11 protein-coding genes are annotated in these 12,449 nt (G+C 38.3%); 6 read left to right on the plus strand and 5 right to left on the minus strand.

The window, feature by feature from the left end:
• Position 1 precedes the first annotated feature (1 nt).
• Both thrA and I6F48_RS08030 read right to left on the minus strand, forming a co-directional pair.
• On the minus strand, positions 2-2,419 hold the full coding sequence (thrA, locus tag I6F48_RS08025) for a bifunctional aspartate kinase/homoserine dehydrogenase I (protein ID WP_165722047.1): 2,418 nt from the start codon (positions 2,417-2,419) through the stop codon (positions 2-4).
• A gap of 228 nt (positions 2,420-2,647) precedes the next feature.
• Positions 2,648-3,016 carry a response regulator gene (locus tag I6F48_RS08030; protein ID WP_024589756.1) on the minus strand — a complete coding sequence of 123 codons (369 nt, stop codon included), beginning with the start codon at positions 3,014-3,016 and terminating at the stop codon, positions 2,648-2,650.
• A 366-nt stretch (positions 3,017-3,382) separates the two neighbouring features.
• Between I6F48_RS08030 and I6F48_RS08035 the strand changes: the two genes are divergently transcribed.
• Together I6F48_RS08035 and rdgC are read left to right on the plus strand one after the other, a co-directional pair.
• Positions 3,383-5,152 (plus strand): sensor histidine kinase, encoded by a 1,770-nt coding sequence (locus tag I6F48_RS08035; RefSeq protein ID WP_024593692.1) that lies wholly within the window; start codon positions 3,383-3,385, stop codon positions 5,150-5,152.
• A 113-nt stretch (positions 5,153-5,265) separates the two neighbouring features.
• The gene (gene rdgC, locus I6F48_RS08040) at positions 5,266-6,216 is read left to right on the plus strand and encodes a recombination-associated protein RdgC (protein ID WP_197119211.1); all 951 of its coding nucleotides are present in this window, start codon (positions 5,266-5,268) and stop codon (positions 6,214-6,216) included.
• Positions 6,217-6,536: 320 nt separating this feature from the next.
• Here the strand turns inward: rdgC and I6F48_RS08045 are convergent, their stop codons facing one another.
• Positions 6,537-6,773, minus strand: a complete 237-nt coding sequence (locus I6F48_RS08045) for a YgjV family protein (protein WP_002962663.1) — start codon at positions 6,771-6,773, stop codon at positions 6,537-6,539.
• 288 nt (positions 6,774-7,061) lie between these two features.
• Between I6F48_RS08045 and I6F48_RS08050 the strand changes: the two genes are divergently transcribed.
• The gene (locus I6F48_RS08050; RefSeq protein ID WP_002962665.1) at positions 7,062-7,718 is read left to right on the plus strand and encodes a Crp/Fnr family transcriptional regulator; all 657 of its coding nucleotides are present in this window, start codon (positions 7,062-7,064) and stop codon (positions 7,716-7,718) included.
• A gap of 48 nt (positions 7,719-7,766) precedes the next feature.
• Here I6F48_RS08050 and I6F48_RS08055 read toward each other — a convergent pair whose 3' ends face one another.
• Together I6F48_RS08055 and pepB are read right to left on the minus strand one after the other, a co-directional pair.
• Positions 7,767-8,333 carry a phosphoribosyltransferase gene (locus tag I6F48_RS08055; protein ID WP_007377478.1) on the minus strand — a complete coding sequence of 189 codons (567 nt, stop codon included), beginning with the start codon at positions 8,331-8,333 and terminating at the stop codon, positions 7,767-7,769.
• A gap of 183 nt (positions 8,334-8,516) precedes the next feature.
• Complete coding sequence (gene pepB, locus I6F48_RS08060) at positions 8,517-9,812, minus strand: aminopeptidase PepB (RefSeq protein ID WP_007587159.1); 1,296 nt, start codon at positions 9,810-9,812, stop codon at positions 8,517-8,519.
• A gap of 123 nt (positions 9,813-9,935) precedes the next feature.
• Between pepB and sfsA the strand changes: the two genes are divergently transcribed.
• From sfsA to gluQRS, 3 genes are all read left to right on the plus strand, one after another.
• Complete coding sequence (sfsA, locus tag I6F48_RS08065) at positions 9,936-10,655, plus strand: DNA/RNA nuclease SfsA (RefSeq protein WP_007587160.1); 720 nt, start codon at positions 9,936-9,938, stop codon at positions 10,653-10,655.
• A 316-nt stretch (positions 10,656-10,971) separates the two neighbouring features.
• Positions 10,972-11,415, plus strand: coding sequence for an RNA polymerase-binding protein DksA (dksA, locus tag I6F48_RS08070; protein ID WP_002962671.1), 444 nt, complete (start codon positions 10,972-10,974; stop codon positions 11,413-11,415).
• Positions 11,416-11,435: 20 nt separating this feature from the next.
• A complete protein-coding gene (gene gluQRS, locus I6F48_RS08075) occupies positions 11,436-12,380 on the plus strand; it encodes a tRNA glutamyl-Q(34) synthetase GluQRS (protein WP_197119212.1) in 945 nt (314 codons plus the stop codon).
• Positions 12,381-12,449 lie beyond the last annotated feature (69 nt).

Genomic DNA, 12,449 nt, shown 5'->3' on the forward strand with positions numbered 1-12,449 from the left:
CCTAGCGCGATAACGTTTTTAAAATATCAGCAAATACACCCGCGGCTGTTACTTCCGAGCCGGCGCCATAACCACGAATTACAAACGGACGTGGCTGGTAGTATTGGCTTAAAATAGCCAGTGCGTTTTCACCATCACGAATGACACTAAGCGCATGCTTTGCATCTACCGCTTCAATACCTACTTTACAGTGGCCTTCTTTAATTGTGCCTACATAGCGAAGTACCCTACCCTCGCTCGCAGCGCTTTTGATACGGTCGTTAAAATCAGCATCTAAGCTTGGTAGTTTTGCCATAAACTCATCAACGCTATCACCTTGTGCAAAACCTGGTGGTAATACTGACTCAACTTCAATATCGCTTAGCTCTAATTTCATACCGGCTTCGCGAGCGATGATCAATAACTTACGTGCTACATCGGTACCTGATAAATCATCACGAGGATCTGGCTCAGTAAAGCCACTTTCTTTGGCTTTAATAGTTGCCTCAGAAAGTGATAAACCATCTTGAAGTGCGCCAAACATATACGAAAGTGAACCTGATAAAATACCGCTAAACTCTAATAACTCATCACCGGCACCAAATAATGACTGTAAGTTGTCGATTACTGGTAAGCCTGCACCAACGTTCGTTTCGTATAAAAATTTACGATTATTCTTTTGCGTTGCTGCAATTAAATCTTGGTAATACGTGTATGAGCTTGTTGTTGCTTTTTTATTGGCAGCAACCACATGAAAACCTGCATTTAAAAAGTCTACATACTGCGCAGCAAGTGCATCCGACGACGTACAGTCAACAAGCACAGGGTTTACTAAATGATTTTGCTTAACAAACTGCTCTACTAGTTTTAAATCAAACGCCTGCTCAGATGAGGCCAATTTTTGCTGCCAATCACCAAAAGCAATACCTTCACTATCAAGGTGTAATTGGCGAGAGTTAGCAACACCATACAAGTTGAGTTTAATATTACGTTTTTCAAGCCACGCTTGTTGGCGCTCAAGCTGATTAATAAGCTCTTGCCCTACTAAGCCACAACCTAGTAAAAACACATCAATTGACGGCACATGCGTGAAAAAGTTTTCATGGCATATTTTTACGGCGTCGTTACAAAGTTCGCCATCAATTACTGCTGAAATAGCACTTTCTGTAGAATCCTGTGCAATTGCCACAATATTTACTTGCGCTTGTGCAAGCGATGCAAAAAACTTAGCCGCTAAGCCACGGTGCGCGCGCATGTTGTCGCCCACTAAAGTAACAATGGCTAAATTGCGCTGCACTTGTACAGGCTCAATAAGCCCTGCTTGTAATTCAAGTTCAAATGCAGTTTGTAGCGCATCAAGTGCAAGTGCTAGGTCTGTTTCGTGTACACAAAAGCTAATGCTGAATTCGCATGATGACTGCGTGATCAATACAATTGATACGTTATCGTGAGCAAGCGCGTTAAATACCTTAGACGCCATACCTACTTTGCCTTTCATGCCTGGCCCTGAGACAGTTAGCATTGCAAGGTCTTGTAGGCTCGAAAGCGCTTTTACTGGCTCATCTGATGAATAATCGTTACCAATTAATGAGCCTTGTGCGTCTGGGTTATGCGTATTTTTAATTTCGCACGGCACGCCTGCTTTAGCACACGGTAAAATTGTTTTAGGGTGAAGTACTTTTGCACCAAAATAAGAAAGCTCCATCGCTTCTTTATAAGATAAAAAATCTACTTTAGTCGCTTTTTTAATATAACGAGGATCAGCACTGTATACACCATCAACGTCAGTCCAAATTTGGCAAATCTCAGCTTCTAAACATGCTGCTGCAATGGCTGCTGAGTAATCTGAGCCATTACGGCCAAGCGTTGTAAGCTCACCTTTATCATTACTCGCCGTAAAACCAGGCATGATATAGATAGTTGCAGGGCTTTCTTTAAGCACAGCTTGAAAGCGCGCTTTACTTGTTACTAAATCAGCCTCGGCGTCGATATAACCGCCAGTTGAAGCGATACAGCTTGTTGCTTCTAAGTATCTTGCATCGTGCGAGTTCAATAAAGCCTGCATTAAAGAAACACTAACGCGCTCTCCGAAGCTAATTACAAATGCGCGAACTTGATCAGGGCAACATTGTATAAGTGATACGCCATCTAGTTTATTTTTAAGCTCGCCTAAGTTTGGCCAACTTGTAACTACTACACCACTTTTTTCAACGTCAGCTTTCAAACCTTCACAGCGGCTAACTAATGCTTGCCATTGCTGCGAAAAGTCAGAGCCTTGTTCTGCAGCACTTGCAAGTGCAACTAGCGAATCGGTCATTCCACCTGGAGCAGAAAGTACCAAAAGCATTTCATCTTTTAATTGTGCTTTAACTAGCTGAGCTACCTGTTGTAAGCATGCATAGTCGGCAAGCGAAGACCCACCAAATTTTAAAACTCGCATTGTTTATGTTCCTCATCCCATAAAACGAAAAAAGGCCTGTGTTCTAAGTGAACACAGGCCTTTAAATTTATTGCACCGACCTATGCCACTATCCAGTAAGAATGATGGTTGTAATAATAATGGTCAGTACGCGATTAATTGTTTTCATATGTTAAGACTGCCTTAACAAAGGCTATGCTGTCAACCCTAAATTAAAAGATAAAACAGCCTTTTTTAACATGAAAAAACCTAATGAATGCCAAATTTATGCAATATTTCGTTTAAGTTAGATTTATTGATAGGTTTATCGATAAAGTCTATTGCGCCAAGTTGTGCGACTCGTTGCTTCATTTTTTCTTGTATATCGGCAGAAATAACTAAAACAAAGCACTCTATTTTTTCTATTTTTATAGTCTCGAGTACTTGTATACCATCAACTTCGGGCATGGTGAGATCTAAGCACAATAAATCAAAGCTTTGTGCTCGTAAAAGTTCTAGAGCGTGCGCTCCATTTGTAGCTTGTTGTATTTGAGCGTCTATACATTCATTTAAACACCGCACGACTTGTTTACGGGCAACTGCAGAATCGTCACAGACTAATATCGAAAATTTCATCATGTTTACTACTACACAACCATCAAAGTTATTAAAAGGTTATTAAACTAATGCCTTCCATTGCATTTTAGACACTTTAACACGCCTCCAAGCACTCAGCGCATTAATAATTTAATACAATGATAAATATAGAATAAATCCGTTTAAGATATAATTAACCAAAGCAAATACTAATTAAGCCTACAATACATAACAGATAACGAATTTATTAATTTATACCTTGGTTTAAATACTTTGATACTACACGCTCACTTTTTGGATTTATCTTATTAAATTTTAACTTTTTTATTTATTTTTAGAGGTTTATTGACTAACTTTTAAATTACTATCGTAACGTTACAAAAATAATAAAGGATGAACAAGTCACTCATGTTACAAAAAAGTCTTTCTAAGAAGCTACTGACTAGCGTTTTATCCGTCTATTTTTTGCTTACCTTTGTAGTGACCTGTGGACAAGTGCTTGCTGAATACGTCAATACTAAAGACTATATTCGCGATGAACTTAGTACCTTACAAAAAACCTTTAGTCGCAGCTTAACACGTGCAATTTGGGAGCTTAATACCAAGCAAACAATTACAACAGCAGAAGGTTTACTCGCCATCCCCATGATTGAAGGGATTATTGTTCGAGACGACAGCGGCGAAATTATTTCACAGCTAGGGCGCTCTCTTGATATACATAAGCTATATAACCAACAGTTAGTACAAGAAGAGGTTATTTTAGAAGACGCAAAATCGGGTTTATTTGGTTATACCTTTCCACTTATTTTTGAATTTTCAGGTCGTGCTACTCAAGTTGGTGACGTTACCTTATTCTCAAGTCGAGAAGTTGTTTTTAGCCGCATTATGGTATCAATCTACTTTTTGATTGGTAATGCGATGATTAAAACCACCTTTTTGATCATCTTATTTTTAATGGCATTTAGAAAACTTCTTACAGACCCTTTAGCAGAACTCACTGAGCAACTAGAAAATTTAGAACTAGACGAGCTAGAAGGTCAACATATAGAAATAGAAACAGAAGAACATAATGAACTAAAAGTGATGGAGCAGTCATTTAACAAACTAATAGATAAAGTGGTTCAGTATAGAAAAGAGCTTGAACACACCCAAAAAGAACTCATTATAAGTAACGAAAAGCTTGATCAACACAACATACAACTTGAACAAGACGTAGCCCGTAAAACATCCAACTTAAGCCAAGCAATGATGGATTTACAGCAGCAAAAATACGAACTCGAAAAGCAAAAAATTGTCCTCACCGAAGAAGTAGACTTACGCCGCAGCACAGAGCTAGAGTTAATTACAAAGCAAACTGAATCTCAGCGCTATATAGAAGAGTTAAGCCTTGCACAGGAACGTTTACTAGGCACAGAAAAAATGGCTGCGCTAGGCGGACTTGTAGCAGGTATTACACACGATATAAACACCCCTATTGGGATAGGTGTAACGGCAATATCATTTTTACAAGAACGCTTAAATAAACTCGAAAATGCTTATACCGAAAAAACACTTTCGCCAAAAGCACTAGAAGAATTTATTAACGAAGCAAAGCAAAGCACAAGCTTACTAACCACTAACTTAGATAGAGCTTCGGAGCTTATAGCTAGCTTTAAACAAATAGCGGTCGATCAAGCCAGTGAAGCAGTAAGAACCATTAACTTTAAAGATTACACTAACGAAGTAATACGCTCACTGCACCCAAAACTAAAAAAGACATCCCATACTATAAAATTAGAATGTCCTGATGATTTAGTTTTAAATCTCCCTGCAGGGGCTATAAGCCAAATTTTTACTAACCTAATTATGAACTCACTTATTCATGGCTTTGAAGGTAAAAGCAACGGTGTAATGGATATTAAAATAAGCGCTGATGACACTAACTTAACTATTGATTACAAAGATGACGGTAACGGTGTTACTAACGAGCAATTAAAAAAATTATTTGACCCATTTTTTACTACCAAACGCGATGAAGGCGGTAGCGGATTAGGCACCCATATAATGCTTAATTTGGTCAAGCAAACCCTTAGTGGCTCTATTGATGCAACGAGTGAACCGGGCAAAGGTCTGCGTTACTATATTCAATTTCCGAAGAACATGGCTAAGCCACTGCCTATTTTTGATAAATATGAATAAATAAAAGTATATGCATTAAATTTGTTCATATTCAACAGTAACAAATCAGTCATTTCGAGATGCTGTTTTTATTGCTATGATTGTACAAATTTTTCAAATGGATCAATTCCCCTATGTGGTTTAGTAACCTTATTTGTTACCGCTTTAAGCAAGACGTTTCATATACTCAAGAAGACTTTGATAAAGCATTAGAGCAAGATTTATTTCGCCCATGTACTGGTCAAGAGCTTGCAACATTTGGTTGGACAAAAGCGTTTGGAAAACATGGCGATACGCTATCGCATTTTTCTCAAAAAAGTATTCTAGTTTGCGCTAAACGCGAAGAAAAAGTACTCCCTGCTTCTGTTATTAATGAACTAGTTGCTGAGAAAATTGATCTGATAGAAGCTGAAGAAAACCGCCCAGTTAAAAAGAAAGAAAAAGACGAATTAAAAGAAAACATTCTTCATACTCTTCTACCTCAAGCATTTAAAAAGTCGAGCTTACAATTTGCCTTTATTGACCAAGAAAACGGTTGGGTTGTTGTAAATAGTGGCAGCTTTAATAAAGCAGAAGAGCTACTAGCACTACTTCGTAAATCGTTAGGAACGCTTCCGGTTGTACCTGCGTTTGCTAACTACGACCTAGATGTATTTTTAACTGATTGGTTAACTAACTTTAGTACACCAGAAGGTTTTGCTATTGGCTCAGACGCTGAACTTGAAGAAGCAGACGACAGCGGCGCACAAGTAAAGCTTAAAGGTCATGATCTATCGTGTGATGAAGTTAAATCGCATTTAGAAAGTGGTAAACGCGTAACTAAACTTGCACTTGATTGGCAAGAGCGTCTTAAGTTTATGCTGCAAAACGATGGCTCTATCAAACGTTTAAGCTACTCTGAAACTCTAAAAGAAGAAAACGCAGATATTCCTAAAGAAGATATGGCTTTAAAACTTGATGCTGACTTTATTTTAGCTTCTGAAGAAATAAAGCAATTACTTGAAGAGCTAACTGCAGGTTTAGGTGACGTTGAAGATTTAGAAAAAAGCGTAAATACCATAGTGCCTACCTGCATAGATATTTAAGCAATTTAATGAATTAAATAGCATATGTAAGTAGGTTGGTATAACAGATAAAAATCCGATAGCAGTTTACTGCTATCGGATTTTTTTATGAAATTTAGAAGCACTTATTTATATCTAAACCGCGAACAGTATTTAGCTAACGATCGACGTATTAAAACCTAAGGTAATCATCTTTTAAGTAGGAGAATACAGCATGGTTCAGAGGTAAGTATGTAGAGTGATATGAGATTATCTATATACGCTTCAAGCTGGACTGCACAAAAGCTGAAGTTTTTGATTTTAATTAAAACCATTAACTTACTTTGTGCAGATAACTTATTTTAGCTTTTAGCGTCTTCAACTTTAGGTTGGCGATATATTTTTATAATGTGATATAAATTTACAAGCGACAATAAGCCGTTGGTAAAAATAACAGGCACTGCGCCAATGGCAACACCGTATGCAGTAAATACAATACAACCAAACATGTTGTACCAACGCAGTTTTACTACATCTGTCATTGTTAACGATGCAACCAATAAAGCTGATGCAATATAACCTAAATATTCCCAACTCAATTGTTCTCTCCTAGCCTTTAGGTTAGCATTACATGTACTGCTATCTTATGGCACTTGTAAGTATTGCAAAGTTACAACAAAATAAAAAAGCTAACCTGCTTAAAAAACCTGAAAAAGTTTGCCGGAAAATACCAGCAAATTCTTAAATCATTACACGGGAAATGAAGGTAAAATAATACTCTTAGCAAAGCTAATAATATTAGTAGCAAGTTAGCGTAAATTCTTAGTGTCTTAATGCTATCGTCATTAAGATGTAATAAATAGGACAAATGTCCGAAGAGCACATTGATGTTTCAATACCATTTTTCTAGTTACCTTGTTGATCAGCTTTTAACCTTTGCCGGTAGCAGCTATCAACAATCAAAAAAAGAAGTTCTGATCCATCAAGATCAGCCTTTAAGCAAGCTTGTGCTTGTACGCAGTGGCACTGTGTCGTTTAGTTACGACGTAGGTAATGGACGACGCCTGCTGTTAGGACAATTGGATTGTAACAACACCCTTATTGGTGAAATAGAAGCGCTAAATAATAATCCGTGTATTTATACGGTAACGTGCTTTAGCGATGTAACTTATAACCTTATTGAATTAAGGCATTGGCGTGCTCTACTGCTTGAAAAACCAGAACTAAGCTTATACACAGCACAAACTATTGCGGCTAAGTTTCAGGAAAACCAAAAAATCAATTTAGATAAGTTATTACTACCACTTAGCTATAACATAGCTAAAGATTGCTTACTAAGGGCCGAGAACAACAACCCTACGCTACTTAGAGCCTACCCAACTGTAAATGCTGAAGCCGAACGTTTTGCTACCACTGAGCGAGCTTACAGACGTGTTGTTACAGAACTCGTAGAAAAAGGCTTGGTACTTAGAAGTAACGATGGCTTGCAAGCAGTCGATATACCAAAACTAAGTGAATACGTAGATAGCTTTGCTCAGCTTTAAAATAAAAAAAGGCCTTAACGGCCTTTTTTTATTTATGCAAATTACTAATTACTTCTCTAGCAAAATGTCATGAATTTTCGCAAGATCAGATTTACCAGCAATAATTTCATCCGGTGTTAAACCCGATAATTCATGCGGGAACACTAACCACTCTTCAGATTCATGAATATAATAATCTGGAACAGTGTCCACTTTTGAGTTTTTTGGCTTGTAGTACGGGCATGCAATACGAATATCACGTGGCAAGTTTAAGCGCATAAGCTCTGAAAGCTTTTCTTTTAATGCAACAATACTACGACCTGAGTCAAATACATCATCAACAATTAATAATGAATCACCTGCATTTGCGTTCTCTACAATGTAATGTAAGCCGTGTACTTTAATTTCTTTCGACTGTTTACCAATACCGTAATAAGACGATGTACGTACTGCAATGTGGTCAGTCTCAATGCCTTTGTAATCGTAATATTCTTGAACAGCAATACCGATCGGTGCACCACCTCGCCAAATACCAATAATAAAATCAGGACGAAAGCCATCTTGGTATACTTGTGCCGCTACGCGGAACGAATCTTCAAGCAGCTGTTGAGCTGTGATGTAGCACTTATCTGACATAATTAGAAACCCCAGTGGTGGATATAAGATTTGAGCGCAGCTTAGAGTTAAGCAAAAATTAAACTCAAACAGGTATTGGCGACTGATTTTACCGTAAATGAAATAAAATTGCTTGCCTGTAAATTAAAAAATAGGCACCCAAGGGTGCCTATTTTTAGCGTAAAAAGCGTAATTTAGTAAATATTATGCTTTTTCTTGTAAAGTACGAGCAACTGTACGCATACCTTGAGTTGTTGCACCCGCTGCCCATTGACTTGTACTGCCCATGTTAAATGCAGCCGCTAAATCGATGTGTACCCAGCCTTTGCCATCGTTTGGCACAAAGCGCGATAAAAAGCCTGCAGCATTCGATGCACCGCCATAACCGCCACCTTTTTGTGCACGGCTATTCGCCGTATCAGCATAAGGAGATGGGCAGTTTTGTTGATGCCATTTTTCAAGAGGAAGTGGCCAAGCAGCTTCCATTTCTTGAGATGCAAAACTCTCAACTTCACGTACAAGTTCTTTATCAAGTGCAAATAATGCATTGTACTCTTGGCCAACAGCAACAAGCGCTGCGCCAGTTAGTGTTGCTGCATCAATAATAAGTGGAGCGCCAGTCTCACCTGCGGCCATTAGGCCATCTGCAAGTACTAAGCGACCTTCAGCATCGGTGTTTACAATTTCAACTGTCGTGCCATTTTTATAAGTAAGAATATCACCTAATTTGTATGCATGACCCGAAATTAAGTTCTCAGCACAACATAAAAACAGTTTAATACGTTTTTCAATACCACGGTTAATAGCCAATGCTAAACCTGCAGTTACTGTTGCAGCGCCGCCCATGTCGCACTTCATACCAAGCATACCTTCGCTTGATTTGATTGAGTAACCACCTGAGTCAAACGTAATACCTTTACCTACAAGCGCTGCACTTACTGGTGCATTTTCGTCGCCTGTTGGGTTGTAATCAAGCTCAAGCAATACTGGCGGGCGAACACTACCGCGACCAACAGCATGAATACCAATCCACTGTTGTTCTAGTAACGCATCACCTTTAATAATTTGGTAACTTACATGCTCAGGCGCTAATGATTGAATAAACTCAGCCGCTTTTTCAGCAAGGCTTTCTGGGTAAATGTCATCGGCAGTCCCGTTAACCATTTCACGTGCCCAAATTGCTGACGTTTTTAAGTGAGCAAGTTCTTTAATATCTGATTGTGCGTTATCAACAAAATCAACACCATTTAACGATTTTGGTGTTACGAAGCCTTGATAAAAAGCCCACTGACTTTCTGTACACCAAGCATCGCCTGCTAATTCAACGTTTTTAATACCTTGGATTGCAATAGTACGACCAGCTTTTTGAACATTTTTCAATGTTTCTTGCTCAGACAAATGAACAGTTGCACCGCGCTCATTAAAAGACAATGACGCATTATCGCCCCAATGACTCGCTGCTGCTTGTTCGCTTAGTTGAACAACAAATTTTTCACTCATGTTAGAATACCCTTGCACTTAAATGTGCCACCGAGTTTACTATAGAGCGCTTAAGTTCCCAACAGCTTGAGATAAATAACATAAACCACACTGCTGTGCAGTATTTACGCTTTGGAAGTTATCATGAAGTACACGCCAACTCTGCAACCTGCCACCTTATTAAAACGCTACAAACGCTTTTTAGCTGATTTACAATTAAGTGATGGCAGTGAATTTACCGCCCACTGTGCTAATACAGGTAAAATGACGGGATGCGCAGAGCCGGGTTTTGCTGCTTTTTATTCAACAAGCGATAACGCAAAACGAAAATACCCGCATTCATTAGAGCTTACGCAAAATAACTTATCTCAGCTTATTTGTGTAAATACAGCAGTGGCTAATAAAGTAGTAGAAGAAGCAATAAACAATAATGTAATAAGCGAGCTACTCGACTACAGTCAATTGCAAAGCGAAGTAAAGTACGGCAGCGAAAACAGCAGAATCGACTTTTTACTCACAGACGAAAATAAGCCTGATTGCTACGTAGAAGTTAAATCAGTCACATTATTAAGCGAGGATGCACCACAAAGCGGGCAAGGCTACTTTCCTGATGCGCAAACACTGCGCGGACAAAAGCATATTCGCGAACTAATAGAAATGATCGAACAAGGCCACCGAGCAGTATTACTGTTCGCTGTTTTGCATGAAGGAATAAATACAGTAAGTGCAGCTGCGCATATTGATAAAAAATACGCCACGCTATTAAGCCAAGCAATAATAGCCGGCGTTGAAGTATTAGCATACAAGGCCACAATTTCTGCTAATGAAGTTTTACTTCATAAAAAAATAGTATTTGCACAATAGTGTATTAAACCAAGGGATTGAACTAAGCGTAATTTACAAAATAAGCAAAGTACTCAAATTAAATAAAGTTATACAAAGTGAATTATAAAAATTAACTTGTTTTTAAAGCTTTTGCCCATATAACAAGGCAAGTTTTAGAAAGCGAATATGTGAATTAATTAAAAGTGTAAATAAACTATTAATACACTTTTTACTCAGTAAGCATGGTTGAAGCTAATTCGATTAATTAAAAATAAATTTGCCTAGGATATAAGATTCTGTTATTTATACCGCCGGCTAATGCTGAGGCATTAAATTAAGGATTTAGGAGAGAGTTATGCCAGACCAAAAGAAACATGGTTTATTGGCTCAAGCCGGTTTAGAACCATACCAAGAAAAACCAGGCGAAGAGTACATGAATGATGCACAACGTGCTCATTTTAGAGCGATTTTAGAAACTTGGCGTAATGATTTACGTAACGAAGTTGATCGTACTAAATCACACATGCAAGACGAAGCTGCTAACTTTCCTGACCCAGTTGACCGCGCTGCACAAGAAGAAGAGTTCTCTTTAGAACTTCGTACTCGTGACCGCGAACGTAAATTAATCAAAAAAATTGAAAAAACAATTAATTTGATTAAAGAAGATGATTTTGGCTTTTGTGAGTCTTGTGGCATCGAAATTGGCATACGTCGCTTAGAAGCACGTCCTACTGCCGATTTATGCGTAGACTGCAAAACACTTGCAGAAATCAAAGAAAAGCAATCTGGACGCGGCTAATTAATACTTATTAATTAGTTATGTCTCCTACAGCCGTTACTGCGCCTATGCGTAAATATCGCGGTCGTTTTGCACCGTCTCCTTCTGGGCCATTACATTTTGGCTCACTTGTAGCGGCTGTGGGTAGTTATCTAGATGCAAAAGCTAACCAAGGAGATTGGTTAGTTCGTATAGAAGACATTGACACTACGCGCGTGGTTAAAAACGCCGACTCCGATATTCTTAATACCTTACATGCCTACGCCCTTCACTGGGACGAACCTGTTGTATATCAAACGCAGCGTCTGCCTTTATACCAAGATATTACCCACTCACTTTTAAAACAAAAACTTGTTTATGGTTGCACCTGTACTCGCAAACAAATAAAAGCCATTGGCGGTATTTATCAGGGGGATTGCCAAGCACTTAATCATAATACTCAATCCGGTGCGCTTCGCTTAGTTCAGCAACATCCAACGACTCAATTTAATGATTTAATTCAAGGTGATATAACGGTAAATAGCGCCCTTTCCCATGAAGATTACTTAATTAAACGCAGCGATGACTTATTTGCATATCAACTTGTTGTGGTCGTTGATGATATTGATCAAGAGATTAATCGAATTGTAAGAGGTGCTGATTTAATTGAGCCAACCGCTCGGCAAATTAGTTTATTTAAACAACTCGATAGCCCTGTGCCTGAATTTGCTCATTTACCTTTAGCGGTTGCCAAGCCTGGTTTCAAATTGTCTAAACAAAATTATGCTCCTGCCATTAGCAAACAAAATCCAAAGCCTGCTTTAATTAGTGCATTTGAATTTTTAGGATTGCCTGTTATAGCTGATTTAATCGATTTAAATATTGAACAATTAATCGCTTGGGGAATTAAAAACTTTAGCTTAAAACAGGTACCACAAGTATCCGAAATACAAATTTCTCAGCATCCACGTAGTCAGAAAGTCCAATTTACACATTTAAGTAAATAAAATAGCTAAAAACGGCTTAATTTCAACACATCAACTTAATTTTTAAACCCTGCTGGTATATGATAGCCG

This window comes from Pseudoalteromonas sp. SWYJ118 (genome assembly GCF_015864505.1).
Taxonomy (GTDB): Bacteria; Pseudomonadota; Gammaproteobacteria; order Enterobacterales; family Alteromonadaceae; genus Pseudoalteromonas; species Pseudoalteromonas arctica.

Bases quoted from the DNA above. Each gene is read 5' to 3' on its own strand.
- thrA (WP_165722047.1), bottom strand. From the start codon at position 2,419: ATGCGAGTTTTAAAATTTGGTGGGTCTTCGCTTGCCGACTATGCATGC.
- I6F48_RS08055 (WP_007377478.1), bottom strand. From the start codon at position 8,333: ATGTCAGATAAGTGCTACATCACAGCTCAACAGCTGCTTGAAGATTCG.
- sfsA (WP_007587160.1), top strand. From the start codon at position 9,936: ATGAAGTACACGCCAACTCTGCAACCTGCCACCTTATTAAAACGCTAC.
- I6F48_RS08050 (WP_002962665.1), top strand. From the start codon at position 7,062: ATGTTTCAATACCATTTTTCTAGTTACCTTGTTGATCAGCTTTTAACC.
- pepB (WP_007587159.1), bottom strand. From the start codon at position 9,812: ATGAGTGAAAAATTTGTTGTTCAACTAAGCGAACAAGCAGCAGCGAGT.
- rdgC (WP_197119211.1), top strand. From the start codon at position 5,266: ATGTGGTTTAGTAACCTTATTTGTTACCGCTTTAAGCAAGACGTTTCA.
- gluQRS (WP_197119212.1), top strand. From the start codon at position 11,436: ATGTCTCCTACAGCCGTTACTGCGCCTATGCGTAAATATCGCGGTCGT.
- I6F48_RS08030 (WP_024589756.1), bottom strand. From the start codon at position 3,016: ATGATGAAATTTTCGATATTAGTCTGTGACGATTCTGCAGTTGCCCGT.
- I6F48_RS08035 (WP_024593692.1), top strand. From the start codon at position 3,383: ATGTTACAAAAAAGTCTTTCTAAGAAGCTACTGACTAGCGTTTTATCC.
- dksA (WP_002962671.1), top strand. From the start codon at position 10,972: ATGCCAGACCAAAAGAAACATGGTTTATTGGCTCAAGCCGGTTTAGAA.